Here is a 25914-nt window from a genome sequence, read left to right as displayed (position 1 = left end):
TTGGAATATGGTGGGCACGGCGCTTGCGCGCCTTTGCCCACCCTACGGCCCCGAACGCGTATCTAGGGTGCAAGGAGCGAACGGTTCTTACGGTCCCACCGCCAAAGCCGTTCGTTGGTGAGAAGCGTACCGCCCCACCAGCGTCTGATCGGGTTTTGACGGCGGAAATCCTCCCGGCCTTCAAGGACCGCTTCCCCAAATTCGGTGAGCGATAGCCGGCTTCGGCGAAAGGCCGCGTTGCGGCCTCGCGCATCGTGCGGGGCCAGCGTCGCGAGTTTCGGATCGAGACCCGTGATCACCGGCATTGGGCCGGACCCAAGCCCTTCGAGCAGCGGGCCCAATTCCCATTGATCGAACACGCGCGTTTGCAGCGGACCGTCCGGTTGAAACAGCTCCTTGGTACGGTTGTGCCCCCGCGCAATCAGGTCGAGAAGCCGCGCTTCCGTCGTACCTAGTCCGGTGATTGGTGATGGCAGTTCTGCCAGCAATTGTTCCATCGCAGGCTTCAGGAAGGGCAGCCTGGGGAAATCCCTGCCGAGCAATCCGAAACAGAGCTCCGGCGTTGGCGCCCGGTAGGCTTCCCAGGCCATGTTGGCGATCTCGAAGTCGCAGTCCGCGACCTCCAATTCCCGCACCATACGATCGCGAAGCTCTGTGCCGTCCGCTCCGCGCAGATCGAAATTGACACGTCGCAATCTCAGACGATCGGTGATCGATGGATGGGACCGCAAATAATCGAGGATCCAGATCAGTTGCAACTGACTATTGGGCTCAGGGTCGAACCACAGCTCGATGAGATCGACGCCATAGGTCTCGCAAAACCAAATCAGGCCTGTCTCCTTGTGCGCGAGACCGGTCTGAGGCAACCGGCCAACAAGATCGGACCAACGCACCTCCGGATCGCCTCTGACATAGCCTCCCGTCAGGTATTGCTCGAGGTGATGCGAGGTAGGCAGTGGCCCCGAAACGAAGCGAAAGATGAACGGGACGACCATGTCGGCGCGATCCGCATGGGCAAGACCAACGCCGGACGAACTGGTCAGGATCACACGCTTCATTGCCGACGCGCCCCACAAAACGAAACGGGCACTGACGACGTCGGCAACTCAACGTCCTCAGCGCCCGCTCCTCGCGAAAGTTCTTCGCGTTAGGCCTTACTCGTCCGCCGGCTCCTCGCCGTCGGCGTCACGCTCCGGTGCACCGGCGAGAATCTGCTCGGCGATCAGGCCGGAGTTCTGGCGGATCGAGGTCTCGATCTTGGCGGTGATGTCGGGGTTGGCTTTCAAAAACGCTTTCGAGTTCTCGCGGCCCTGGCCGAGGCGCTGGCTGTCATAGGAGAACCAGGCGCCGGACTTTTCGACGATGCCGGCCTTGACGCCGAGATCGAGGATCTCGCCCATCTTGGAGACGCCCTCGCCGTACATGATGTCGAATTCGACCTGCTTGAAGGGCGGCGCCAGCTTGTTCTTCACCACCTTGACGCGCGTCGTGTTGCCAACCACTTCGTCGCGCTCCTTGATCGCGCCGATGCGGCGGATGTCGAGACGGACGGAGGCATAGAATTTCAGCGCGTTGCCGCCGGTCGTGGTTTCCGGCGAGCCGTACATCACACCGATCTTCATGCGGATCTGGTTGATGAAGATCACCATGGTGTTGGATTTGTTGATGGAGGCCGTCAGCTTGCGCAGCGCCTGGCTCATCAGACGGGCCTGGAGACCCGGCAGCGCATCGCCCATCTCGCCTTCGAGCTCGGCCTTCGGCACCAGAGCCGCGACCGAATCGACCACCAGCACGTCCACCGCACCCGAGCGCACCAGCGTGTCGCAGATTTCCAGCGCCTGCTCGCCCGTGTCCGGCTGCGAAATCAGGAGCTCGTCGATGTTGACGCCCAGCTTGCGCGCATAGACCGGGTCGAGCGCGTGCTCGGCGTCGATGAAGGCGCAGATTCCGCCCTTCTTCTGCGCTTCCGCCACCGTGTGCAGCGCCAGCGTGGTCTTGCCCGAGGATTCCGGCCCGTAGATTTCCACGACGCGCCCCTTCGGCAGACCACCGATCCCGAGCGCAATGTCGAGCCCGAGGGAACCCGAGGACACCGCCTCGACATCCATCGACCGGTCGTTCTTGCCGAGCTTCATCACCGAGCCCTTGCCGAACTGGCGCTCGATCTGGGAGAGCGCGGCGGCCAGAGCTTTACTCTTGTCCATGGAAGATCCTTCGACGATACGCAGGGCAGTGTTGGACATTGGGTCGTGCTCCTTATGGCGAGGATTCGCTAGAGGGACAAACGATTGGCGGGGCGGGCCGGCGATAAAAACAATGTACCCTATTTGTTCCAGGTTCGCAATATGTTCTTTCGCGGATTTGGGCGCTGGCCTGTTTAACCCCCAGTGGCCTAAATTGAATTCCGCAGTGGCCTAATTTCCACAACGGCCGCTCATGAGATGAATCAAGGAATTTGGACCCATCGAACGCTTAGAGAACGAGCGTTCCGTCAGACGAACGTCTTTGACCCTTCCGGCGGCCTGCCTCATAACTGTCCACATGAAGAAAGGCGACGTTACTTGCCCTGACTGCTTCGCTGGCTACCGGCGGATTGAGCTTGAATCCCGCAAGGGCAAGACCGGGCATTACAAATGCCTAATCTGTGAACGTGTCCTAGAGATCTTCGACGGCTCCCGGGAGATCGCCTATCGGCTCACTGTGCAGCCTTCCGACTTGCACCCCGTGAGAGAGTAAGGCCGCCTCAGTTGGCGGCCTCTTTCATTTCATGACGTCTTCGCGCGGTGGCAACCCGTTGGCCTTGCGATATTCGGCGTCGCCGGGTGGCGGCGGGATCGGACGCTGGCCTGTTTCTGGCGACATTGGCCTAGTTTGAAATGACACGTGGCCTGTTTTGTTCTGGGCCAGCCATGCGGTGTATCCGCGAGCGGAACGTCGCCGTCATAAATCCGCAATCACCAGCGAATCTTTTGCGGTGTCTGGCCTGTCTGAGGATGGCGCCGCCAGTTGTTGAGGGAGTCTGGGTGATGACGGAAAACACGCAGCAGGCGGACAGGCGCAATCGGCTCTTGGAAGCCGCCGCGCACGAAATGATCAAATTCGAACAGAAGGAAAATGAGTTCCGCAGGCGAGATCGCGAGGAGCGCGCGGCGGAGCTTCGTCTGCCTCTGGATAAGATCAACGTCCACTGAGCGGCGCCGACAGTTTCACACGAGTGTCATGGCACGTTCCTAGCATTGTCACGCGACGGGGGTCCGGCGCGCGGCTCTCCGTCCAACCTCGGCCTAGACCACCAGATGGGCGGAGAGCTCGCCGACCTCCCGAGCCATCGCGGCACGCCCGGCCCACAACGTCCTTTCATCCGGATATTCTGATGATCAGAAGATCGCGGCCGTTGCAGGCGGTGACCCGATCCCCTCTCCCCTCTGAGGTGTCCCGCAGCGTGACATAAAACCTTGGCACAGGTTGTGCACACTCATCATCACCGGGGTTTTGCATCCACCTCTCCGGGGCTGGAAAGCCGCCGCCCGCGCAACATTTAAGCGGGCGGCGTTTTTATTGATGTCGCAATCTGATAGCCCCGCTGTCCCAATTAGGACAGCACCCGGATTTTGGTACTGGCCTGTTTCCGACCTCCTGGCCCAAGTGAATTTCGAAGCGGCTTGATCTTGAAAGTTCACTTTAGAACTGAAGGTGGCCCGTCGGCATACTAAGTTCATTGGAACTCAAACCCTGCGGTTAGGACCCGTAAGACGAGGTTGTGTCATGGAGCGCCGCCGGTTCAAGCAAACTCAATCCCTCGAAGAACGCCTTGCCCAAGAAGCCGAACGTCTCAGAGAGCAAGCCAGGAAGCTCCCCGCCGGGGCTGAGCGCGAAATCCTCCTACGCAAAGCGCGCCAAGCCGAGACCGGCTCGCACATGAGCGAGTGGCTGAGATCGCCGGGGCTTCAACCGCCAAAGCCAGCCTAGAAGCAGACGGCGCCTGAGGTATCGCGTTGCCGGCATTGATCCGGAGTCGTCCCGGCGTGGTCATTCACGTTGGCGGCACCAACGCTTCAGGATGAAGGTTTTCCCAATTCTGCGGGTGTCCCGATGAACCTTGGCACGGGACGTGCTGACATAACGGTATCGGGATTTTACAATTTCCCTCCCGGGGCTGGAAAGCCGCCGTCCGCGCTTCATTTAAGCGGACGGCGTTCTTGCTTCTGAAGCCCAACAAGCAACCTGTCCTGACTTGATGTTCCGAGTGTCCCAATTGGGACAGCACCCGGGTTTGGGCGTGGTCTGTTTCCGACCTCACTGTCCGATTTTGAAACGAGCCTTTGAAACGAGCCGTGGCCGGATTTGAAGTCGTTCAATTGTCGCGAGGTGAGACAGCACGTCGCGGCAGGACGCAGTCACCCTCCACCTGTCACCGAGCGGCCCTTGGCAATCTACCGGTGATTGAAAACGCCATCACGCTCGCGCCTCGCTTCCCTCTTGGAAAGAAGCAACGTGGCAGAGCTTCGCGAAATCCTTCAGGCGCTCCGCAAGAAACTGAACCAACGCCGCCTCGATTGGCCGCCCCCGTCTTGACCCGTCACCGCGTTGGCACGGCTGCTGCGGCGACAGAAACCGAGAGGAACCAGAACACTCTTTCACCAAGGCGGACAAGCGGCCGCTTCGAAACGTCGCGGCCTGCGGGAACAAAGTTCATGCGAATGGACGATGACCGCATCGAGATCGTCTCGCTAGCATTCACGCGCCTCGTTCGCTCGGTTCGATTCAAGATGTTCTGCGAACAGGCTCAAACCGAAGAAGGGTCTGCCACTTCCAGCCACGACCGCTTCGATCAACGAGGTACGATGAATGGATCAATTGTACGCCGAGCGGTTCGATAGCTCCCAGAGTTCGGAACACCGCCCATTCATTTCGGTGGCAATACCCACCTTCCGCCGACCGGAGATGGTGCGCCGTGCGATTGAAAGCGTGCTGCAGCAGGAGCACGCCGACTGGGAAATGGTGATCAGCGACGACGAAGGTCCGGAAGGCGCGACTTGGAGTATCCTGTCCGAGCACGCGCGGAGCGACCCGCGCATTCGCGTTATCGAGAACCACCGCGGCCGGGGCCAGGTTGAGAATACCAACAACGCGATGCTCGCATGTCGCGGCGACTGGATCAAAGTGCTGCACGATGACGACTGGCTCACGCCAGGATCGCTTGCGACTTTTGCGGAATTGGCGAGGACGTACCCCGCCGCTGCGTTCATGACCTCCACATCTCATCTCGTTCAGGACAGCGGCATAAGGTACCGGCGAGGACGCCAGGTTTATCTGTATTCGGGCCAGCAGTGCCTGGCGGATCTCTATCTGGCGGGCAAGACCCGATTGCTTGGGATTGTCCCGTCGACCCTGCTGATCAACGGCAAGGTCATCCGGGCCGGTTGCCTGATGCGAAACTACAAGTCGATCAGTTGGGGCGTCGACCAACTGTTCTTTCTCGATCTCGCCTGCCAGGGCGACATGGTGGCGATCGACGACGGTCTTGTGTTCTACGACACGACCAACCACGCGAGCATCACGGCATTGGGATCGTTCCCTCAGATTGACCAGGAGACCATCGAACTCAAGCACCTCGCCTGGAGCCTTCTGGAGGATAAGCGCGGACTTCCCGATCCTGAAACGATGGTGCGTGCATTGCGGGTTGCCCGGCTGCGCACACGGATCCGTCAGCAGCCCCTGAGCGCAACGATCCGCGATGCGCTTCAAATCTTGCGCCCCTCGGTTTTGAAGGCGGCCAACCTGGCGATCCGAGCCTGGGCGCGCGCACCGGGTGCGATTGCAACCTTACCGGGGATCGCTCATTGCACGGATTTCCTGTGAGCTCATTCGGCAGTCCCGGTGTCAGAGTTGCCACAGGTGCGTTTGAGACACCGAGATAGGTGACCGAAAATCAGTCCCTCCCAAAGCCGCTCCCGTCTCCCGATCCGGAGCGCACCGAGGAAGCCGGACGGGAGTATGCCGCGGCCCATCGGTCGCGGGAATTTTTGGCAATGCGGCGGACTTGACTGCCGCGCGCCCGCATAGACATCGGGCGCAGCTGTTTCGATGATCGCCAGGCCCTTGCGCTCTCGGTCGGACATCATCCAACCGACGCCACCTATCCGAATGAAAAAATCTGCCCTGCGAGGGTGCCGGTCAGGCAATACGCACGTCTCCGTGGTCTGCCAATCCAAGACGATAAGGAAACCGTGCCGGCCTCGAGATGCATTTGCGCATGCGAATGCGGGGCAGGAAAATTTGGCAATTATGTGCTGAAACGAACAGAGGCGCGGTGAGGGTCGACTAAACTCGGATTCGCTTGGTCTTTGCCAAGGGCCAAGCATCCCCAAGCGGCCCCGGCCTTCACCCCTATCAAGCCCCACCGGCCGGGGCCGTCTTCAGGGACGAGCCTGTTTCCTGGCGTGGTGGCCTTTGATTTCGGGAGTGACGCGATTTGTGGCGCAGAACACAACCTGACGACGAATAGCTGTGGTAGGATGCGAGGCATTGCAACGCCAAGGGTCGTCAGCGCCCCGCGTGGGAACCGTATTAGGGTTGAGCTGTTGACCTGTTTCATAGATGGGCTCAATTATGATCGACGCTGCTAAATGCGAGGAACTCGCAAATCATTACAAGGTCCTCTCTCAATCGTCCGGGGTTTCGGCGGACAGGGCCTTCCTGTTGAAGAACATCGCCCGGAGCCTCACTGGCGTGGCTAGCCAATTGGACAGGCTTGCCGCCCTGACGAGAGACGAAGCAAGGGTCACGCCGCCACAGATGTAGGCGGACGCAAGGCGGATCGAGACCGTCCGTAAAGACAGCTATGATTGACCTGGTTCAACGGCGCTCGGCGTCCAGGTCTACGATTGCCCAACCTGCAAGCGGCGGTCCTGGCATTCTCGCCGGCCAACGGGACGCCAACCACGCCCGGGGATTGGGACAGTACCCGGATTCCAGCCGCCGAAATAATTAGGAACGGTCCTCCCAAGGCGGGGTTGGCGGCGATACTCTCTCTGAGAGGCGGCGCCATGGTCCGGTACTTTTTCGATATCCGAGACGACACCGGCCTCTATGCCGACGATGAGGGACTGGAGTTTCGAACCCAGCGCGAAGCAGAGATCGAGGCGACGCAGACATTGAGCGGCCTTGCGCGCGACCTGGCGGGACACGAGGATCGAACAGACGTTGCGATCGAAGTCCGCACCGACGCCGGGCGGGTGTTCCAAGCCGCCCTCATCTTCGAGCCGCCGACAACGAAGCAATAGGCCACCACGGCTCGCCACATTGGGCGTGCACGTCGCGACGGACCGAGGCCGCCTGATCGGTCCATTCCGCGGAGCGCTCGCCCCGCCTCATCTGCGATCTACCTCACTTTGCCCCATCTCGGTCCGCCGCGAGGACGGCGGTTCGTCGTCATGCCTCCGATCGAACTTGAATTGAACGCTACAGTGTGTAACGCTAATATAAGTAGCGTTACTCTGCGTACCGTTCGAACAACCTCAGGAGGCACGATGAAGGCAATCCTCAAGATCGCTCTGGCGCTGTCTGTCCTCGCCGGCTCGGTGCCGGCGCAAGCCCAGATATCGAATGCCGCGACGGCATCGGGCGCCCCGAAGGTCGGCGCAAAGGTGACGAGGAAGTCTCAGTTGCACGACGGCTGCCACAGCCGGCACGCCCAGATGATTGGCAAGCCCTGCCGCTAGAGGCCCTGCCGCTAGCGCGGCAACCGATTCAAAGATCAAGTGATTCAAAGATGATGAGAGGCCGCCTCGGTTGGCGGCCTTTTTGATTTTTGCCGATCCTCCGCATTCGTCACCCTTCGACTGAAGATGACGCGCATCAAAGACGCGGCCGCCGTGCGCCGTCATAATTCCGCAATCCTGCGGCATCGAACCATTCTGCGGTGTCCGGCTTTCTTCGGGATGCGATCGCAACGATGGGGACCTGGAACATGACGGAAGACACGCACGCCGGTGCTGTCAGGCGCACTCACCTCCTGGAGGCGGCGCACGAGGAGATGGTGAAGTTCGAGCGGAAGGAAAACGAGTTTCGCAAGAAGGACCGCGAAGAGCGCGCCGCCGAACTCCGCCTTCCCCTCGGTGAGATCAAGGTCCACTGAGCCTGCCGACGGGCTTCCGATCTGACCAAGGCTGCGCCGCGATGGGCGGCTAGCCGCCGTACCGGCCGTCGGGAATGCGCGTCGCAGGATTGGGCCGGCAGAGCCAGCCCCTGTTCATGTCGAGGATCCGGCATTGCGCTCGGGGTGCGCCCCGGAGCCGTTGCGTGGCATTTAAGGTATCTAAATACCACAAATAAGCCATTGATCGCACAACGAAATCGCCCGACCCCCTACTGTGCATGGGGTTGTTTTCCATGTTTTGAAAGGGCGCGGCGGCGTCCTGGGTGCCCACCCAGGATCGAAGCGCCTGCTTTAGCCCGGTCCGGCCTTGGCTGCCGTCCGCCGGTACGCCTTACAGCAGCGCCAGCAGCACGAGGCCGATCACCAGCACGACGAAGCCAGCCGCCGTGGCGGCGGCGAATGACCGCTCTACGTTATCCATGATGCCACCCCGCTGCCGGCGCACCACGTTTCCCCCATGGCGTCGCCGACGATACGAAATCTCGCCGAGGGGTGTGGCTCCAGTGGTGCGATCGGGTGGCCAAATTGGGACGCGTGCGGGGCCAGTCTGCGGCCTCCCGACGCGGATTTCGGTGCCGACCGTCAGGCACCCGTAAGCCTGGTCTCCTAGTCTGGCTGTGCCCGGTGGACCAACACCGGGCCTCCATACACAGTCGAGGACCCCGCTCTGCCCCGAGCGGGGTTTTCTGTTTGCAGGCACGGAGGTGCGGCAGGTTGAAAGCCGATCTGCCGGCCCTGTCAGGCTGTCGTAAGCTCAACCGGCTAGGGTCGTGGGGCTACGGTGTTGCAGCCCAGCACCTCAGCCTCCAATAACCTTTCGCCCGCTTGGCTCTCCCCAAGCGGGTTTTTTTCATGCTTGCCGGCCGCCTCACCGAGCCCTCTCCTCTCGCGTCAGCCGCAGCGAGAAGGCGCGGATCGCAGGCGCTGCGAGCAGCACGATCGGCAGCATCGCGGCCCACGCGATCAGCCACGACATCATCCAGTGCGCGAGGAAGACCGTCGCGCCAGGAGCGGGAAAGCTGGCGATGCCCGCGGCGATCAGCGAGGTCAGGCCGGACTGGATGACACCGAAGACGAAATGGGAGTAGCGGCGGGGAATGCCGAGCATGACGCGCCCATGTTGTTTGCCGTCATGAGGCCAAGCAAGGCATGTGCCGCAGCACGCAAGGAGTGGACTTCGACGCACACCGCCGGCGTTGGATCAGTGCCGCGAATCGGACAGCGGCGCGCGTCGCCTCGCTTCAGTGCAATCGGGCCGGCTCGATAGTCCTTCGAAACGCCAGAACGTGACGACGCTGGTCTCGCCGCACTCTTCGCAGACGAGCTTCTCGTCACCGAGCATGAAACGCGCGCGCTTGAAGCTCGATGAGGACGCGGGATGCCGGCAATGGGGACAGGTCAGCGAGAAATTCCGTGCACCCCAGCGCAGCACAAGATGTCTCAGCCAGCTCACACCTTCCCCTTCGTGACATCGCGTTCGAACCGTCGTTCACAAGCAGAGCATAGATACATGACACGCAAAAGTGGAAAAGTATCCACCGCACCTGTTCGCTTCGAATGGCGGCAGCAACGCGCGCCGCTTTGGGTTCCACAAGATGCGGGATGGAATCCGGACCGCGCTTCGCAGCGACGTGTCAAATGCGCGGATCTCGCGTTCCGGGGTTCTCCGACCATGAACAGGGTTCCGCGGTTCGGACCGTTGCACGGCAAGACCGGGTGAATTTGCGATGCCTTGCCCGGATTCCGTGCACGGTTTTCGGAACCTAATTTCGTTTGTTTCGGACCGCGCGCGGTTCCAAAGATTACCGTGAATTATCCAAGGCTTACCGCCAAATTTCGCTTGTCGCAGGAATAGGGCGACGCCCAACATGTTCACCGGTGATGGAGGGTGAATCGTGGAGGTGACCATGAATCACAGGGGCGTTGAGTTCACAGTTGCCACGACGGCGCTTCCCGGAGTCTGGCAGTGGCAGTTCCGCATCGGTGACGAGATCAGGACGGGCAAGACCGAGACGAAGATCGATCTGTTGGCGATCCGGCGCGTGCAGCTGCGCATCGATCGGGAGCTGAAGGCGATCGGGCGCAAGACCGCATGAATAAACGACCCGAGCCGGATGCCGGAGCCACCCGCGCCCCGCGAGGTCTCGTCCGTAGCGGCCCGGAATTGATCTGTCCCTGGTTTGGGACTGCACTGCGCGCGCCCATGGCCCGGGAGGCGGGACCATCATGTGACCGGTGCCAGCCATGCCGCTCTACTTCTTTCGAATTCGGAACGGCCGCTATTCCGGCTGCGCGGACCAGGCGACGGAATTTGCCGATCGCGATGCGGCCTGGAAGATGATGACCAGCATCTGCGCCGACATGGCCGCCGGCCTCGCGCGCAAGCTCAACGAAAATTCCGAATGGCACATGGAGCTGCTGGACGAGGCCAAGGAGCCCGTGTTCCGGATCCGCATCATCGCGGAATCCTTCGAGGAGACTTGAGGCCTAGTCGGCGCTGGGCAGCCGCCGCATGGTGAATTCGATCTCGCCGCCCGGCAGTTCGCGCCAGGTCTCGACCGCGCTCATATAGCCGGCCTTGGGGTAGCGGGCGAAGAAAGCCTCCGCCCTCGCCCGCGCCGCCGGGCGCGGCAGGGTGAAAGTCTCACGCAAGAAGCCGTCGCCGCCGCGCTCGCCCGGCTTGCCGCCCATCTTGCGCCGGCGCGCCATCCGCTCGGCGAGATCCCGCGGACGATCGGCCATGCCGTTCCTCCTCAACGCAATACGCTCTCGGAGATGTAGGAAGCAGGCCGGCAGAAGAGGAGTCCCGGCCGGAGGCATCAGCCGCCTCCGATCGGGGACAAGGTCAATTGGCGGTCGTGCCGGACTTCTTCTTGGGCGCGCTGGTTGCGGCCGATGCCTTCGGCGCAGCCGCCTGCTTCGGCGGGTCGGAACGCATGTTGCCCCAGGGATCGTTGGACGCCTTGGAGTCCGGAATCTTCTTCAGCGTTTCCTTGTAGGCCTTGTCACGCTCGGCTTCCGCGGCCTTTTCCTCGGGGGTCTTGCCTGGACCTTCCTGCAGCAAATTGAGATTGGGCATTTGCGCGTAGGCCGGTCCCGCCAGCACGGCCAGCAGCACCGCCGCCATACGGAAGAGCTTCATCATTGACTCCTTGATCATCCATGAAGGGCGGGTCAACCGCGCCTTGTCGTTCTTGTCAACGGCCCGCCAGGGCCGAATGGCGCGCTAGAGCCGGTCCGATCTGCACGATTTCGGCGCCTGCAGCCAGTCGTCCCAAATCGGGCCGCATCTGGTGCACCCGTCCAGCGCGAGACCCAGCGCTATCAACCCAAACACAAGGACACACCGACGCAACATCGCCCACCCGTTCCCAAGCCCGGTATCATATCGGGCCAAGTCAGGCATTTTCAAGCCGACAGAGCCGACCGAAGACCGGGTGACTTTGCCGCGCCGATGCGCGCAGAATAGCCGAAACATCCAGCAACACAGGGGGGACCAACAGCAATGCCATCGCAGCCAGAAGCCGGGTTCGGCATCGCTGAGGCCAGACGCATACTCGGCGAGGTCTTTGCGCCCTGGGTCCAGGATCTCAACCTCGCCGTCGAGCGCCTCGAGCACCTGCCGCCGTCGGACGTGGCGGACTGGCAGCCGGGCGCGCTCCTGCGCATGCCATTCTCGGAGCGGCTGTGCCGCAACGGCGGCGTGGTGTGCGGCCAGGCGCTGATGGCGCTTGCCGATACCGCGATGGTGATCGCGAACCTCGCCGCCAATCGCGGCTATCGTCCGATGACGACGGTCGACCAGACCACGCATTTCATGCGCGCGGTCTCCTCCTCGGATGTGCTCGCCGACGCCCGCGTGGTGCGGCTCGGACGCACCATGAGCTTTGGCCGCGTCACGCTGCTCTCGGCCACCGACAACAAACAGGTGGCGATGGTGTCGAGCGCGTTCGCGATGCTGCCGGGCTGAGCATCATCCAAAAGGAAGAGAGCCGCGTGAGCGCGCAAGGCGCTCCGCGGCTCTCCAATCAATTTCGCATCGAAGCGAGGGACCGAAGCGCGATTGCGTCCGCGCTTCGGTCAGCTTCAGGAATTACTTGCCGAGAATTTCGTCAGCCGCGGTGACGACGCTGACGGTCGGATTCTTTCCGCAATAGGCACCGAACTTCTTCGCGTTCTCGATGAACACCTCTGTGTCGATGATCGCGTTGTCCTCGTCGCCCTTGTACCAGCCGTCCATCCAGGTCAGCACGACCGCGATGTTGTCTTCGCCGCTCTCGAGGAACTGTTTGCAGGTCATGGTCGAGAGGTCCCACTTGACGGCGTGGGCGGGCATCGATGACAGCGAGAGCGCTGCGGCGAACAGAAGCGAAAGCGTGGTCTTCATCAATATCTCCATCGGCGCGTAACGCCATAAAGGAAGGGCTTGTGAGGGAAGTCGGCGGGAAGTGACTCACCGCTCCAACGTCGTAAACGAAGTCTGAAGCGCTGTGCAAGTAGCGCCAGTATTGAGTTTATTTCAACGTAATTTCTATGCACTACTTCACAATCATCGTTATGGATTAATGCGGATGATCGAGAAACGTGCAGCGCAGCGTTACCGTGTTTTCAAGGGTGGAACGATCACCTTTGAAAGCAGCGGCATCGCGTGCACGGTGCGAAACATGTCGGAAGGCGGCGCGGCGATCGAGCTCGATTCCCCCGTCATATTGCCGAAATCATTCACGCTCTCGATCGCGCGCGACAATTTCGTACGGAATTGCCGCACCGTATGGCGCAATGACAGGCGCATAGGCCTCGCTTTCGTACGATAGCGCGCGCGCGATGTGAACAACCGTTCGCATCGCATACACAACGCAGCATCATGCTTGCTTTATACGACGTCGACGACGCCAGCGCAGGCTCGCGATGATCAACAGGATGATCGCGAACACAATTGCTGACGACGACACCCAAAATCGTCCGCCCGGACGATCGATGGTGCGCGACCACAGCGACGGCCCTTCACCCGGCCGCGCTAGGCGAAATGCAACGACGCTGTCGCCGATCGAGGTGCCGACCTCGGAGTGGCCGCCCGCGCCGATCGCGACATACTGCTCGCCCTTCCAGAGATAGGTCATGGGGTTGGCGACGCCGGGCACCGGCAGCCGGCCTTGCCACAACTCCCGGCCGCTTCGCGCATCGAAGGCGCGCAGATAGGCATCCATCGCGCCGGTGAAGACGAGACCGCCTGCGGTGACCGCGAGCCCGTTGACGAGCGGCGCGCCCCACGGCAGCGGCACGCCGAGCGGCGCAAGGTCTTCCGTGGTACCGACCGTCGAACGCCAGAGGATCTTGCCGGCTTTCAGATCGACCGCGACCATCTCGCCCCAAGGCGGCTTGTTGCAAAGAAGCCCGAGCGGCGACATCACCACCGCGCGCGACATCGCGAACGGCGCGCCCTTCTGCTGGCCGAAATCATGACCGGGAGGCGGATCGAATCCAGCCGCCTCCGCACGCGGGATCAGCTTGATGAGATGAACGGCGCGGGCGGTGTTGGCGTAGAGGATCTGGTTGACCGGGTCGAAGGCTGCGCTACCCCAGTTGACGCCGCCGCCGGTGAAGGGAAACTCCGCCGTGCCTTGCGTCGAGGGTGGGGTGAACAACCCCTCGTTACGTGCCTCCGCGAACTGCCTTTCGCAAGCGGAGCGACCCAGGCCAGGGAGGAGCGAGAGCGCATCCTCAGTCGAGATTCTTTGCGATGTCAGCGGCGGCACATGCGTCGGGAATGGCTGCGTCGGCGACAGTCGTTCACCTTCCGCGCCGCCTTGCGGCACCACGCGCTCTTCCACCGGCCACACCGGCTTGCCGGTATCGCGGTCGAGCACGAAGACAAATCCCTGCTTGGTCGGCTGAATCACGACATCGCGCTGGCCGTCTCCGGTGTCGATACGCGTCAGCGTCGGCTGCGACGCCAGGTCGTAATCCCAGACGTCGTGATGCACGGTCTGGAATGCCCACACGAGCTCGCCGGTCTCGATGCGCAGCGCGACCACCGAATTGGCGTGTTCGTTGTTGCCCGGCCGCTTGCCGCCCCAAAAGTCCGGCGACGGCGAGGATGTCGGCAGGAAAACCAGCCCGCGGGCCGCGTCGACCGACATCGGCGCCCAGACATTGGCGTGACCAGCTTCGACACCGTCGCGCTTGAGCGGCTCGAAGGTCCAGCGCGGCTGGCCGCTGCGCGCATCGAACGCGCGCACCACGCCGCTTGGCGCGTCGACGCGGCGGTTGTCGCCGATCGCGGAGCCGATCACGACGACACCGCGGCCGACCGCCGGCGGCGAGGTGATCTGGAATTCGCCGGGCCAGTCCAGCTTCATGCCGATATCCGGCCTGACCTCACCGCCAGTGCCGAAACCGGCGCAGGGAATCCCGGTCTTTGCATCGAGCGCGATCAGGCGGACATCGTTCGTGCCCATGAAGATGCGCGATCGGCAGGCGGCATTCGCGGGCGCCTCATCGTCGATCCAATGGGTCACGCCGCGGCAAACATAGCGGTTGGCGGGCCGCTGATTGGTCGCGATCTTTGGATCGAAGCGCCATTTCTGCGCGCCCGTGCCGGGATCGAGCGCGATCACCTCATTGAAGGGCGAGCAGAAGATCAGGCTGTCCTCGACGAACAACGGTGTCGCCTGGAATTTGGTTCGCCGCATCACCTCGGGCGGCCGCGCCGCGAGATCGCCGGTATGGAATTCGAAGGCCCGAACCAGATTGCCGACATTGTCGGGCGTGACCTCCCGCAAAGGCGAGAAGCGTGAGCCGCCGGGATCGCCACCCCAGCTCTCCCAGGCGATGCCTGGCCACGAGGAAAACAGGAGGAGCACGATGGCGGCGGCCGACTGACACAGACGGCTCGCCAACGCCCCCCTCATTTATTTGGGCTTCTTGGCAGGTTCAGCCGGACGGGCTCCGCCCCACGGGTCGTACTTCTCCTTGGGCTCCGGAATGCGCTCGAGCGCGGCCTTGTAGGCCTTTTCGTCGACCTTGGGCTTATTGTCCGACTTCGCTTCGTTCGGCTGGCCTCTGCTGCGGCCCTGCGCCTGCGCCGACGCAGCCGTTAGTGCGAGCACGGCGGCCGCGATGACCAAAATCCGCATTGATGCAATCCCCCTCGTCTGGGGCACAAATTAGCCTGCAATCCCGTAATAGCAAATGCCGGGGGGCCGGGATTTCAGCAAATCTTGATCGGCCGGGACTTTGCCGGATCGCATTCCTGCCTATCTGTTGGCCCGCAGGGGACCTTCACGGATGTTGCGGATTGTTGCTCATGCGGCGCTGCTGGCCAGCGCCCTCGCACTCGGTTCTTGCGGCTTCGCCGACAGCCGCGCGCCGGTGCCCGAGTTCATGCGCCTGAAGGAAACCGAGCAGCCGCCTCCCGAAGCGGCCCCTGACGTCAAGCGCGTGGTCCGCGAGCAGATCAACGTGGTCTTCCTCAACACGTCCTATCCGCGGGAGGTGCACGTCGCCCCGCCCCATCGGGAGGTGCGGGGACCGGGCTGGACCGCCTGCGTCAGCGCGCAGCTCACCTCCGCCACCGGCTCCACGCTCGGCACCCAGATTTACATCGTGACGATCTCAGGGGGAAAGGTGGTCGATCGCCGCCGCGCGGAAGCGGACGACATCTGCGGGACGGAAACCTACGAGCCGATCTAGGAACAAATCACGCCGACACGCGCTCCGGTTCCGGGAAAAACCTGTAGTTCGACCCGGAACGATCACCGCCTCCCCTTCTTGTTACCCCCGAGGGCAGTTTCGGAGGAGGACACGATGAGGACATTCACGATCGCACTACTGGCTGGCGTCGGCGCCCTCGCTGCGGCGAGCGGCGCGAAGGCCGCGGACATCTATACGACCAGCGAATACGCCAACCCTGAGCTCGTTCAGGAAGTCCGGCTTGTCTGCGATGATGCTGGCAATTGCTATCGCACCCGTGGCGGCTCGCGCGTGATCGTGCGCGACTCCTACAACGCCATGCCGCGCGATCGCTATTACGAGCGTCGCACCTATCGCGACTGGGACGATGGTCCGCGCGGCGGCGTCGGCATTCGGGCGCCCGGAGTCAGTGTCGGCGTCGGTGTCGGCGGCGACCGCTGGTAGTCACTGAAGCTGTCACAAGGCAGGACCGGACGAGATCCACTCGCCCGGTCCCGTCCATGTCAGGTTTCGAGCGGATCGGCCGGCGCGACGAAGCGCGTTGACGACGGGAGCTGCGCGATGAAGCGGGCGAGCACCATGCCGGCAAACATCGCGGCGACGAAGATGAAAGCGGACGCCGAGCCGAATCCGAGCGCAGTGAGCGCAGGGCCCGGACAAAAGCCTGCGAGCCCCCATCCGATGCCGAAGATGGCGGGACCGGCGATAATTCTCGGATCGATGTCCTTTCGCGTCGGAAGGTAAAAGCGGTCCGCGAAAAACGGTCGCGCGAGTTTCAAGACACGGCTGAATCCGATGAAGGTCACCGCGACCGCACCTGCCATCACGAAGGCGAGGCTCGCATCCCACGTTCCGGCGGGAATGCCGGCGACGTCCAAGAAGTTCAGCACCTTTGCCGGATTCGACATGCCGGAGACGATGAGCCCGATACCGAAGACGAGGCCGATCGCGAATTGAATGAGGATTGCCATCGTCGTCAGCCCCAGTGCCGCATCACGAAGACAGTGGCGATGCCCGCCGACATGAAGGAGATGGTCGCGACCAACGACCGCAGCGACAGCCGCGACAGGCCACAGACGCCATGGCCGGAGGTGCAGCCGCTGCCCCAGACCGCACCGAAGCCCGTGAGCAATCCGGCGACGATCAGCACCGGCGTTCCCGCCGCGATCGTTTGCACCGGCAGGCTTCCGCTGACAATGCGCACCAGGATGGGCGCGGCGACGAGGCCAGCGACGAAAGCGAGCCGGCCGGCGAACTCGCGATCCTCGTAAGGCGGAAACAGCCGCGCCGCGATGCCGCTGACACCGGCGATCCGCCCCGTCGCCCACATCAGCAGCACGGCGGACAGTCCGATCAACGCGCCACCAAGGAGCGACGCCATCGGCGTGAAAGGTGTGGCGATCATTGTGATCCTCCAGGTCGAGAGCTTCCATCATGGCACGCCGCGGCGGCCCGAATGCTCAATGAGACGTTAATATTACCATTCGAATTGAAGCGGCGTCCCAACGGAATTTTCCAATCTTTGCGCTAAGCATGACCTTCTGAACGGGGAACGACGGGACGTGGTCGATATCGCGCATCAGGCAGCGATCAATCCGGCATCGGCAAGGGCTGCCGCGGCAACGCGCGCGCTCGTCCCCCTCACGTCCATCGATCCCGGCCAATGGCGCGCGCTCGCCCAGCGCGTGATCGAGCCGAACGGCTATTACCTGCCGGGCTGGGAGCTCGCCGTGAGCGAGGCCGCACGCGGCCGCACGGACGCCTCGGCGCTACCCGCATTCGACGGCGCGTCGGCGCGGCTGATCGGGCTGATGCCGGTGGTCTCGCTCTGGCGCGCCTGGAAGATCCCCCTGCCCGCGCTGGTGAGCGCGCATCCCTACGGCACCCTGTGCAGCCCGCTGATCGACCGCGACGCGCCGATCGAAGCGGCCACGCGCCTGTTGCAGCAGGCGCGCGAGGCCGGCGCGCATGCGCTCGTGCTCAACGACGTTGCGCTCGACGGCGCGGCGATGAGTTCGCTCAATGAGGTTCTCAATCGCGACGGACTGAGGCCGCGTATCCTCTCCTCCTACATCCGCGCCAGCCTCGACGCGACACAGGATGGTGAAACGCTGTTGCATGGCGCGCTCGGCGCCAAAAAACTCAAGGAGCTGCGTCGCCAGCGCCATCGCCTCGAAGAGCACGGGCCCGTCGCCTTCGAGGTCGCGCGCAAGCCCGACGAGATCGGGCCGGCACTCGAAACATTCCTGCAACTCGAGGCCAGTGGCTGGAAAGGCAAACGCGGCACCGCGCTGATCCAGCATGCGGGCGATGCGACCTTCATTCGCCGCGCGGTTCTTGCGCTGGCAGAGACCGCGCAGTGCGAGGTCATCACGCTGCGCGCCGGCACGACGCCGGTGGCAGCCGGCATCGTGCTACGCCACCAGGACCGCGCCTTCTTCTTCAAGCTCGGTATCGACGAACGCTTTGCGAGATATTCGCCAGGCGTGCAGCTCACGCTCGACCTCACGCGGCATCTCTGCGCCGATCCGGCTATCGCCAGCGCGGATTCCACGGCGAGCGCCGACCACCCCATGATCAACCCGATCTGGCGCGGACGCTTCGCCATCGGCGACGTGCTGATTCCGCTGCGGCGTCACGATCCGGTCGTCGCGCTCATTCACGCGGCGCTGGTTGGCCTCAACGTCGCGCACGACGGCGCGCGACGCGTGGTGCGTCTGCTCCGCAAATAAGCAAAAGCTACTCTGCCGCCTGCGCGTTGATCTCCGCCGAGACCTCGCGAATGGCGCGGGCGAGCAGGTTCGGATCCTGCGCGCCGGAGACGGCGTATTTCTGCGCGAACACGTAGGTCGGTACGCCAGAGATGCCCTTCTCGGCGGCCTCTTGCGCATCAGCCGACACGCGCGCGACGTCCTCGTCGGTGGCGAGGCGCTTGCGCACGTCGTCGGCATCGAGGCCGACATCGACGGCCGCCTGCACCAGCACGTTCACGTCAGTGAGGTCGCCGCCGTCGCGGAAATACAGCTCCATCAGCCGCTGCTTCATCTCGGGCGCCTTGCCGATCGCCTCGGCCCAGAGGATCAGGCGGTGACAGTCGGTCGTGTTGGGCTGGCGCGCGACCAGCTCGGGCTTGTAGACGAGGCCCTCCTCGCTTGCAGCCGCGACGACGCGGCCGGCAATGCCCTTATAGGCCTCGACCGAGCCGAACTTGGTGGTGAGATAGTCCTCGCGGCTGATGCCCTCGCGCGGCACCCAGGGATTGAGGAAAAAGGGACGGAAATTGAGTTTGACGGGAACGTCGGGAACGAGCGCCAGCGCGCTCTCGATCCGGTGCTTGCCGATATAGCACCAGGGGCACACCACGTCGGAGACGACATCGATCTGGAGCGGTTTCAACGTGCTCATAGCGCCTCCTTCGGGCGATGCGGGTTTGTCCCAAGATAAGCAGAACCCGCCCCGAGGCAAGGGCGCTAGGTCATAGCTGCTGCCATCTGCTTCAGCCGCTCGGCGGTGCGCTCGTCCGCCGGGAAGAATGTCTCCAGCGCCAGCTCCGACAGCGTGATGTCGACAGGTGTGCCGAACACCATGGTGGTGGAGAAGAAACTTAGTATCTCTCCGCCATGGCGCAGCTTGAAGGGAATCGCGACATTATCGCTCGACAGCGGCCCCGAGCGCGCCGGGATGGGATAGCTCTTGAGGTCGTTATAGAGCTTGATCAGCTCGGGATCGGCCGTTGCCTCGCATTGCCGGTGCAGCCGCTCCAGCAGGTGCCCGCACCATTCCGCGAGATTGACCGTGCGCGGCGCCAGCGCTTCAGGGTGAAACGCGAGCCGCAGCACGTTGAAGGGCTGGCCGAGCAGCCGCTGCGGGATGCCGTCGAGCAGCGGCGCCACCATGCGGTTGGCGGACACAAGATTCCAGTGCCGGTCATAGGCCAGCGCCGGATTGGGCTCATGCGCCCTGAGAACGAGGTCGATCGCCTGGCGAGCTGATTTCAAGGCGGGATCCTCCAGCGGGCGCTGCGGAAACGCCGGCGCATAGCCGGCCGCGACCAGCAGCACGTTGCGTTCGCGCAAGGGCACCTCGAGACGTTCGGCGAGCCTGAGCACCATGTCGCGCGAGGGCGCAGCGCGGCCGGTCTCGACGAAGCTCAAATGCCGCGCGGAAATCTCGGCCTCGCCCGCCAGATCGAGCTGGCTCATGCGGCGACGCTGCCGCCATTCGCGCAAATGGTCGCCGATATGGACGGGCTGGCTGCGTTCGGCCTGTGCCGTGGATGCATGTGCGTTCATGCTTGAAAACCTAGCATGCGGATTTCAGCCCTTCCATTACCCGCGAGGTAATGAATATTGGATGTAACCATCTGAAATCGCTTAATCTCTTTTCGCAGACTCTGCTCGACACCAATACCGGACGAGCAAAATTTGCGAAGAAGGGTGCAACGTCGCCCGCATCACGTGCGAGCTCGCCGCAGCGCAAGTGACTGCGATGAGGCATGCGCACGCTGGAAGTAAAGATTAGGGATGACCTGCACCGCCAGAGGACCGCCGGCTATGAAACGGCCGCCCCGGAAACCTTGTCGAAAAGGTGCGTTCGCTCCAGATCGATGGCGACATCTATTGGGCAATCCGGCGCCGCAGAAACACCGACTTGCATCTGCGCCGTGAATGGAAATGCGCCCACGGTTCCAATCACGAGAGTATGCGGCCCGAGCGGCTCCACGTCTTTCACCATCATGCGGACGGAGGAGCCCGATGGCGCATCTTGCCGCAGCACGTGGTCGGGCCGCACGCCGAGCACAACCGGCTTGCCGATGCTCCCTGCATAGGCCGCCTCTCGGGATTTCGGCAATCTCAACGCCGTACCCGAGGGTTCGGTGAAGATCAGTACACCGTCGCGAGCGGCAATCTCCCCGTGGATGAAATTCATGCTGGGCGCGCCCATGAAGCCCGCGACGAAGAGATTGCTTGGTTTCTCATAGATCGTGATCGGATCAGCCGCCTGCTCGATGCGGCCGCGATTCATCACCACGACCCGATCGGCCATGGTCATAGCTTCGACCTGATCGTGTGTGACATAAACGATCGTCTTGGCGAGACGGCGATGCAATGCCTTGATCTCGGTCCGCATCTCGATGCGGAGTTTGGCGTCGAGGTTTGACAATGGCTCGTCGAACAGAAACACGTCCGGGCTGCGCACGATGGCACGGCCGATCGCCACGCGCTGACGCTGCCCACCGGAGAGCTGCTTGGGCCGACGGTCCACGTATTGCTCGAGGTCGAGAACCCGCGCCACGTCCTCGACGGCTTTCGCGATATTGGCGCGCGACTCGCCCCGCGCCTTCATGCCGTAGCCGATATTCTCACCAACAGTCATATGCGGATAGAGCGCATAATTCTGGAACACCATCGCGCAATTACGCAAGCCTGGGCGCAGCTGCGTCACATCGCGATTACCGATACGAATGGTTCCGCTGGTGACCGTCTCCAGTCCCGCTATCATGCGCAACGTCGTGGTCTTGCCGCAGCCGGACGGTCCGACAAGCACGACAAACTCCTCGTCGGCCACACTCAGATTGAGCCCCTCGATGATCTTATAGGGCCCATATGCCTTGCTGACGTTCTCGATCTCGACGTGCGCCATGGATTCCTTTTTCCGTCCCCTATATCGACGGCCAACAAAGCCCGGATGATGCTCACGCATCATCCGGGGCAGTCTCCGCGGGAAGCTAGTTCTTCGGTGAGAGGCCCATCGCCGCGCGATAGGCGGCGAGCTGCTTCGCGCGGCCGAACTCATCGGTCAGGCGATTCCATTCCTTCGCGACCGCGTCCAGCGCGGCCTGCGGCGTGGTCTGGCCGGCCAGTGCCTTGCCAAGCTCAATCTCCACAACCTCGGTGTAGGAGAAATAGCCGGGCAAACGCATGTCGAGCGCAACGTTCTTGCCGTTAATGGAGTCGGCCTGGGCGCCGAGATATTCCTTGGCTTCCGTCGGCGAGAAGATCTTGCTCCACAACTCCAGATTCGTGGTGTGCGACTTGCGGTATGGGTTGACACCCGTGCCACCGGTAATCGCGGCCTTGCCGGAGACTTCAGGGCTTGTCAGCGTCTTGACGAAATCCCATGCCGCCTGCTGGTTCTTGCCCACCTTTGGCACGGCAATCTGCCAGCCTCCGAACGCCATGAAGGGTGCCGGCAGCACTGCCGGAAACTTGTCCCACTTCTTGGTTTTGGCGTTCCATATCTCGTCAGAGCCGGGCAGCACTGCAGAGCCCACCTTGCCGGAAATCTTCGATTGCTTGGGGTCGGCGGCGATCACGCCGGTGTCGCCCCAACCGATCGATTCGGCCACCTGGCCGCCGGCCACGGCGGCATTGACCTCGCCGAACGAAAAGTTCAGCGCATTGGGCGGGCCAAGCTTGGAAGCGCGAATATATTCCTCCAATCCCTTCACCCAGCCCGGATTGTTGATCTGGGCATCCATCGTTTCGGGGTCGAAGAACATCGCGCCCGGATAGTTCGGGTTGTTGGTATAGGCCGCCGCGTGGCTGAAGAAGAACCAGAATTGCTGGCCACCGCGACGGAAGGCCTCCGCCGTGCCCCAGAGTCCCTTGTCGGGGCGCTGAAAGAACTCCGCGATGTCGAGATATTGCTTCCAGGTCTTTGGTGGCGCCAGGTCGTAGCCGTACTTGGCCTTGAAGGCGTCCTTCTCCTTTGGATCGCTGAACAGGTCGGTGCGATAGGTGTAGGTGTGAACGTCGCCGTCCATCGATTGCGAATAGATCTTGCCTTCCCACACCATCAGGCGCTCACGGTAGGCCGGCTCGACATCGTCCCAATCCTTGCCGGACTGCATCTCTTTCGGCATCTCGCTGAGATAGGTGACGAAGTCGGGTAGCCAGGCCGGCGCAAAGCTGACCAGATCGAACGCCGCGTCCGATCCGGTAAGCGATGTAACGATCTTCGGGTAGAGCTCCGACCAGGGGAACTCGACCACATTGACCTTGCCGCAGGTCTTCTTGGTCCATTCGTCCGCGCCGAGCTTGAGCGCGGAGGCGATATACGGTCCGGTCTGCGACGCCACAGTCAGGGTGACGCCGGAGTAATCCGGGCTACAAGCAGCGTTCGCCTGGCTCGCGGTGCAAGCCATCGCGAGCGAGGTGGTCAGCATCAGAAACGTCCGTCGCAACATCGTCCAGTCCTCCCTACATAGGTTTTTGCTATTTGATCGCTCCGAGCAGCAGGCCCGACCGCATCATGCGGCTGAGCAGACCTGCCATGATCATCATCGGAATGATGGCGACGAGCGCCGCGGCCGAGATCGCCCACCATTCGTCGCCGCGCTGGCTGTTCTGTCCCGCCACCAGGATCGGCAGCGTCTGCCATCTGGAATTGGTCAGGAACAGCGCGAACAGGAACTCGTTCCAGACGAAGGCGAGCGTGATCATGAAAGTCGCCAGCAGTCCGTTCATCGACATTGGCACCACGATGCCGAGGAAGATGCGCCAACTTGGCACGTTGTCGACCATCGCGGCTTCTTCGACCTCGATCGGAATGGCCTCGAAGAAGTCGCGCATCAGCCAGACCACGATCGGCAGCGAGAATGCGACGTAGCACAGCGTCAGGCCGACATAGCTGTCGATGAGCTGGAAGCCGAGCCGGCCGATTTCGCTGTAGAGGAGATACAGCGCGAAGGCCGTGACGATCGGCGGAAACATGCGCTGGCTGACGAACCAGAACAGGATGTCTTCATTGCCGAGGATCGGCCCCGGCAGCGGCAGGCGGTTGGCCAGGATTGCAGCGGCAAGCGCGATCGGGAACGCCAGCAGCAGCGCCTGCGCGCGGGTGAATCCGAGCGAATTGTTGAACAGCAGATAGCCGCCGAGCGCGAGCAGGAAGAAGATCAGGCCGGCGCCGAAGCGCACCCTGAATTCGAACCGCACCAGCGCATAGGCCGCCATTGCCCCGACGGCAGTCGCGATCGCTGCCGCCGACAAGCCAACGATTGTCGAGTTCAAAAAGGTCCGGAAGAACTCGCCACGGATACCCTGATAGAGATCAATGAAGGGCTGCAGGGTCGGCGTGAAATCGACGAACGGAATATAGGTCGGGCCGCCGACCACGCCCGGCGGGGTCTTGAACGCCGTCACGACCACCCAATAGAGCGGAAACGCCGTGATCAGGCACCATGCGAAGACACCGGCCGCGACCAGGCGGCGGCTCCAGCGCGACAGTCCGGTAAGGCCCTGCCCGCTCATCGGCGCTTCTCCAGATGCGGCCGCAGCAGCGCCAGATAAGTGACGCCAATGATCGTGATGGCGATCAGGAACAGGAAGCTGAGCGCCGACGTGTAGCCGAGATTGAACTTCTTGAAACCCTCCTGATAGGCGAACAAGGTCAGGGTCTCGGTGTCCACACCCGGTCCGCCGCCCGTCATCACGAATACGGTGTCCATGATCTTGTAGCTCTCGATCAGGCGGATGAAGACGACCGCGGCGGAGATCGGCAGCATCATCGGAAAGGTGATGCCCCAGAACTGTTGCCAGGCGCTGGCGTTCTCGAGCTCGGCCGCCTCGTAGACATCTTCGGGGAGCGTTTGCAGGCCAGCCAGCATCATCAGGATGACGAACGGGGTCCACTGCCAGATCTCGACAGCGATGATGCAGGCGAGCGCCCAATGACCGTTGGTGAGGAACGGCAGGTTCGCCATGCCGAACATGGACAGGAACTGGTTGAGCGGCCCCATGGTCGGATTGAAGATCATGCGAGCAACAAGCGCGACGGCAACCGGGGCCAGAAGCATGGGCAGCAGCAAGGCCACGCGAAATAGCCGTTCGCCCGGAACGCGCGCGTTCAGCGCGAGCGCAACGCCAAACCCGATCACGTATTGCAACCCGACGGCAATAAACGCGATCAGCGTCGTCGTGAAGATCGCATTCCAGAAGCGCGGCTCTTGCAGGAGCGTAGCATAATTGCCGAACCACACGACCCGCGGCGGGATCGGCGGAACCAGGCGATAGCTGAGGAAGCTCGTGGTCAACGAATAGATCAGCGGAAAGATCGAGATCGCCAGCACGACGAGCACCGCCGGCCAGATGAAGACATGCTTGATCGGATCGTTCCGCATCATGAGCAGATCATCCCTTCAACAGGGCTTCAATCTCAGCGCGCCGCGGCATGGCAGGCGCAGTCCCCGCGCGCGTCACGGAAATCCCCGCCGTAGCGGAACCGAAGCGCGCCGCTTCCAGGGGATCGGCGCCGCCCGCAAGCGCTGCAGCGAAGCCGCCGACGAATGCGTCGCCCGCGCCCGCGGTTTCGACCACCTTGCCGGCGGCGAACGGGGGCACGTGTAGCGAGCGGTCTCGCCCGTGAAACAGCGCCCCGCGTTCGCCGAGCGTGATCAGCGCGGTGCCCGCTCCCTTGGCCACCAACGCTTCGCCGGCGCGGCGGGCGCCGGCAAGATCGCTCACCGCGATCCCCGTCAGCGCTTCCGCCTCGGTCTCATTGGGAACGACGTAGTCGCACAAGGCAAACAGGCCATCGTCGAATTTGACCGCAGGTGCCGGGTTGAACACGGTGATGCTGCCCGCAGCGCGCGCGATCTCGAGCCCGCGCTGCGCGGCCGCGACCGGTTGCTCGAGCTGGGTCACGAAGACGCGGCTGGCGCGGATCGCATCCGCCGCCGCATCGACGTCGGTGGGGCTGAGACCGTCGGCCGCTCCGCTCACCACGATGATGGCGTTGTCGCCGCGTGTCTCGTGGACATAGATGAAGGCCGCGCCGGTCGGCGCCTCCGCAGTCCTGGCGACGCGCGGTCGAATGCCCTCGGTTTCCCACGTCTTGATGGCAAGATCACCGAAGGCGTCGCGGCCGATCCGGGAGATGAAGGTCACATCTGCGCCTGCGCGCGCAGCGGCCACGGCCTGGTTCGACCCCTTGCCGCCTGGTCCCATGGCAAATCCCGAGCCGGCGACCGTTTCACCGATCGCGGGCATGTTGCCGGCCCGGAAGGCCAGATCGACGACGAAGATGCCGAGCACTGCGACGCCAGTCTTGCTCATGGT

General features: G+C 62.7%; 31 protein-coding genes. 13 read left to right on the top strand and 18 right to left on the bottom strand.

All coding sequences use genetic code 11. The annotated features are described in order from the left end of the window. Positions 1 to 62: 62 nt before the first annotated feature. On the bottom strand, positions 63 to 1058 hold the full coding sequence (locus ABIA90_RS28220) for a hypothetical protein (protein WP_354120614.1): 996 nt from the start codon (positions 1056 to 1058) through the stop codon (positions 63 to 65). Positions 1059 to 1154: 96 nt separating this feature from the next. Then, the gene (gene recA / locus ABIA90_RS28215) at positions 1155 to 2243 is read right to left on the bottom strand and encodes a recombinase RecA (RefSeq protein WP_085404279.1); all 1089 of its coding nucleotides are present in this window, start codon (positions 2241 to 2243) and stop codon (positions 1155 to 1157) included. Between the two features lie 783 nt (positions 2244 to 3026). Here recA and ABIA90_RS28210 point away from each other — a divergent pair. From ABIA90_RS28210 to ABIA90_RS28185, 6 genes are all read left to right on the top strand, one after another. Then, positions 3027 to 3191, top strand: coding sequence for a hypothetical protein (locus tag ABIA90_RS28210; RefSeq protein ID WP_354120615.1), 165 nt, complete (start codon positions 3027 to 3029; stop codon positions 3189 to 3191). Positions 3192 to 3765: 574 nt separating this feature from the next. Then, positions 3766 to 3969, top strand: a complete 204-nt coding sequence (locus tag ABIA90_RS28205) for a hypothetical protein (protein ID WP_354120616.1) — start codon at positions 3766 to 3768, stop codon at positions 3967 to 3969. Between the two features lie 879 nt (positions 3970 to 4848). Beyond that, positions 4849 to 5862 carry a glycosyltransferase family 2 protein gene (locus ABIA90_RS28200; protein WP_063982345.1) on the top strand — a complete coding sequence of 338 codons (1014 nt, stop codon included), beginning with the start codon at positions 4849 to 4851 and terminating at the stop codon, positions 5860 to 5862. A 986-nt stretch (positions 5863 to 6848) separates the two neighbouring features. Next, complete coding sequence (locus tag ABIA90_RS28195) at positions 6849 to 7286, top strand: DUF6894 family protein (protein WP_349642920.1); 438 nt, start codon at positions 6849 to 6851, stop codon at positions 7284 to 7286. A 246-nt stretch (positions 7287 to 7532) separates the two neighbouring features. Continuing rightward, positions 7533 to 7724, top strand: coding sequence for a hypothetical protein (locus tag ABIA90_RS28190; RefSeq protein WP_085404274.1), 192 nt, complete (start codon positions 7533 to 7535; stop codon positions 7722 to 7724). 248 nt (positions 7725 to 7972) lie between these two features. Continuing rightward, the gene (locus ABIA90_RS28185; RefSeq protein WP_354120617.1) at positions 7973 to 8140 is read left to right on the top strand and encodes a hypothetical protein; all 168 of its coding nucleotides are present in this window, start codon (positions 7973 to 7975) and stop codon (positions 8138 to 8140) included. An 889-nt stretch (positions 8141 to 9029) separates the two neighbouring features. On the opposite strand, the gene ABIA90_RS28180 is transcribed toward ABIA90_RS28185, so the two are convergent. Both ABIA90_RS28180 and ABIA90_RS28175 read right to left on the bottom strand, forming a co-directional pair. Further along, positions 9030 to 9269: a DUF2798 domain-containing protein gene (locus ABIA90_RS28180; RefSeq protein WP_247309305.1), complete on the bottom strand. Its 240-nt coding sequence runs from the start codon at positions 9267 to 9269 to the stop codon at positions 9030 to 9032. Between the two features lie 93 nt (positions 9270 to 9362). Then, positions 9363 to 9614, bottom strand: a complete 252-nt coding sequence (locus tag ABIA90_RS28175) for a hypothetical protein (protein WP_148312138.1) — start codon at positions 9612 to 9614, stop codon at positions 9363 to 9365. A 454-nt stretch (positions 9615 to 10068) separates the two neighbouring features. Between ABIA90_RS28175 and ABIA90_RS28170 the strand changes: the two genes are divergently transcribed. Together ABIA90_RS28170 and ABIA90_RS28165 are read left to right on the top strand one after the other, a co-directional pair. Further along, complete coding sequence (locus ABIA90_RS28170) at positions 10069 to 10257, top strand: hypothetical protein (protein ID WP_071917357.1); 189 nt, start codon at positions 10069 to 10071, stop codon at positions 10255 to 10257. 148 nt (positions 10258 to 10405) lie between these two features. Further along, entirely contained in the window at positions 10406 to 10645 is a 240-nt protein-coding gene (locus ABIA90_RS28165; protein WP_028152656.1) for a DUF6894 family protein, read from the top strand. Positions 10646 to 10648: 3 nt separating this feature from the next. Here the strand turns inward: ABIA90_RS28165 and ABIA90_RS28160 are convergent, their stop codons facing one another. Both ABIA90_RS28160 and ABIA90_RS28155 read right to left on the bottom strand, forming a co-directional pair. Next, positions 10649 to 10903 carry a hypothetical protein gene (locus ABIA90_RS28160; RefSeq protein WP_014494095.1) on the bottom strand — a complete coding sequence of 85 codons (255 nt, stop codon included), beginning with the start codon at positions 10901 to 10903 and terminating at the stop codon, positions 10649 to 10651. A gap of 103 nt (positions 10904 to 11006) precedes the next feature. Beyond that, positions 11007 to 11303: a hypothetical protein gene (locus tag ABIA90_RS28155; protein WP_081369444.1), complete on the bottom strand. Its 297-nt coding sequence runs from the start codon at positions 11301 to 11303 to the stop codon at positions 11007 to 11009. Between the two features lie 363 nt (positions 11304 to 11666). Here ABIA90_RS28155 and ABIA90_RS28150 point away from each other — a divergent pair, with 363 nt between their 5' ends. Continuing rightward, on the top strand, positions 11667 to 12131 hold the full coding sequence (locus tag ABIA90_RS28150) for a PaaI family thioesterase (RefSeq protein WP_071912331.1): 465 nt from the start codon (positions 11667 to 11669) through the stop codon (positions 12129 to 12131). 123 nt (positions 12132 to 12254) lie between these two features. Here the strand turns inward: ABIA90_RS28150 and ABIA90_RS28145 are convergent, their stop codons facing one another. Continuing rightward, positions 12255 to 12548 (bottom strand): HdeA family protein, encoded by a 294-nt coding sequence (locus tag ABIA90_RS28145; protein WP_014494092.1) that lies wholly within the window; start codon positions 12546 to 12548, stop codon positions 12255 to 12257. A 184-nt stretch (positions 12549 to 12732) separates the two neighbouring features. Here ABIA90_RS28145 and ABIA90_RS28140 point away from each other — a divergent pair, with 184 nt between their 5' ends. After that, complete coding sequence (locus ABIA90_RS28140; RefSeq protein ID WP_071917354.1) at positions 12733 to 12975, top strand: PilZ domain-containing protein; 243 nt, start codon at positions 12733 to 12735, stop codon at positions 12973 to 12975. A gap of 48 nt (positions 12976 to 13023) precedes the next feature. On the opposite strand, the gene ABIA90_RS28135 is transcribed toward ABIA90_RS28140, so the two are convergent. Continuing rightward, positions 13024 to 15072, bottom strand: a complete 2049-nt coding sequence (locus ABIA90_RS28135) for a pyrroloquinoline quinone-dependent dehydrogenase (protein WP_354076204.1) — start codon at positions 15070 to 15072, stop codon at positions 13024 to 13026. After that, the gene (locus ABIA90_RS28130; RefSeq protein WP_085404269.1) at positions 15073 to 15297 is read right to left on the bottom strand and encodes a hypothetical protein; all 225 of its coding nucleotides are present in this window, start codon (positions 15295 to 15297) and stop codon (positions 15073 to 15075) included. A 151-nt stretch (positions 15298 to 15448) separates the two neighbouring features. On the opposite strand from ABIA90_RS28130, the gene ABIA90_RS28125 reads away from it, so the two are divergent. Together ABIA90_RS28125 and ABIA90_RS28120 are read left to right on the top strand one after the other, a co-directional pair. After that, on the top strand, positions 15449 to 15853 hold the full coding sequence (locus ABIA90_RS28125; RefSeq protein WP_354120618.1) for a hypothetical protein: 405 nt from the start codon (positions 15449 to 15451) through the stop codon (positions 15851 to 15853). 114 nt (positions 15854 to 15967) lie between these two features. Next, positions 15968 to 16297: a hypothetical protein gene (locus tag ABIA90_RS28120; RefSeq protein ID WP_028152664.1), complete on the top strand. Its 330-nt coding sequence runs from the start codon at positions 15968 to 15970 to the stop codon at positions 16295 to 16297. A gap of 59 nt (positions 16298 to 16356) precedes the next feature. On the opposite strand, the gene ABIA90_RS28115 is transcribed toward ABIA90_RS28120, so the two are convergent. Then, a complete protein-coding gene (locus tag ABIA90_RS28115) occupies positions 16357 to 16824 on the bottom strand; it encodes a DUF6691 family protein (RefSeq protein ID WP_354099762.1) in 468 nt (155 codons plus the stop codon). Between the two features lie 5 nt (positions 16825 to 16829). Further along, positions 16830 to 17258 carry a YeeE/YedE family protein gene (locus tag ABIA90_RS28110; protein ID WP_039157451.1) on the bottom strand — a complete coding sequence of 143 codons (429 nt, stop codon included), beginning with the start codon at positions 17256 to 17258 and terminating at the stop codon, positions 16830 to 16832. Positions 17259 to 17415: 157 nt separating this feature from the next. Between ABIA90_RS28110 and ABIA90_RS28105 the strand changes: the two genes are divergently transcribed. Further along, entirely contained in the window at positions 17416 to 18585 is a 1170-nt protein-coding gene (locus ABIA90_RS28105; RefSeq protein ID WP_354120619.1) for a GNAT family N-acetyltransferase, read from the top strand. A gap of 7 nt (positions 18586 to 18592) precedes the next feature. Here ABIA90_RS28105 and ABIA90_RS28100 read toward each other — a convergent pair whose 3' ends face one another. The 7 genes from ABIA90_RS28100 to rbsK form a co-directional block, all read right to left on the bottom strand. Next, on the bottom strand, positions 18593 to 19258 hold the full coding sequence (locus ABIA90_RS28100; RefSeq protein ID WP_354120620.1) for a DsbA family oxidoreductase: 666 nt from the start codon (positions 19256 to 19258) through the stop codon (positions 18593 to 18595). Between the two features lie 65 nt (positions 19259 to 19323). Further along, positions 19324 to 20145, bottom strand: a complete 822-nt coding sequence (locus ABIA90_RS28095) for a helix-turn-helix domain-containing protein (RefSeq protein ID WP_354120621.1) — start codon at positions 20143 to 20145, stop codon at positions 19324 to 19326. A gap of 259 nt (positions 20146 to 20404) precedes the next feature. Then, positions 20405 to 21496 carry an ABC transporter ATP-binding protein gene (locus tag ABIA90_RS28090; protein ID WP_354120622.1) on the bottom strand — a complete coding sequence of 364 codons (1092 nt, stop codon included), beginning with the start codon at positions 21494 to 21496 and terminating at the stop codon, positions 20405 to 20407. An 85-nt stretch (positions 21497 to 21581) separates the two neighbouring features. Next, positions 21582 to 23021: an extracellular solute-binding protein gene (locus ABIA90_RS28085; RefSeq protein WP_321576352.1), complete on the bottom strand. Its 1440-nt coding sequence runs from the start codon at positions 23019 to 23021 to the stop codon at positions 21582 to 21584. 49 nt (positions 23022 to 23070) lie between these two features. Continuing rightward, the gene (locus ABIA90_RS28080) at positions 23071 to 24108 is read right to left on the bottom strand and encodes a carbohydrate ABC transporter permease (RefSeq protein WP_014494080.1); all 1038 of its coding nucleotides are present in this window, start codon (positions 24106 to 24108) and stop codon (positions 23071 to 23073) included. Continuing rightward, the gene (locus tag ABIA90_RS28075; protein WP_063982329.1) at positions 24105 to 24980 is read right to left on the bottom strand and encodes a carbohydrate ABC transporter permease; all 876 of its coding nucleotides are present in this window, start codon (positions 24978 to 24980) and stop codon (positions 24105 to 24107) included. Before ABIA90_RS28075 ends, ABIA90_RS28080 begins: the two co-directional genes overlap by 4 nt. A gap of 7 nt (positions 24981 to 24987) precedes the next feature. After that, positions 24988 to 25911, bottom strand: a complete 924-nt coding sequence (gene rbsK / locus ABIA90_RS28070; protein WP_354120623.1) for a ribokinase — start codon at positions 25909 to 25911, stop codon at positions 24988 to 24990. Positions 25912 to 25914: the final 3 nt, after the last annotated feature.

Source organism: Bradyrhizobium sp. LA6.8 (genome assembly GCF_040547935.1).
Taxonomy (GTDB): domain Bacteria; phylum Pseudomonadota; class Alphaproteobacteria; order Rhizobiales; family Xanthobacteraceae; genus Bradyrhizobium; species Bradyrhizobium barranii.
The sequence above is the reverse complement of the archived record's forward strand: the minus strand, read 5'-3'. Positions and strand labels throughout refer to the sequence as shown.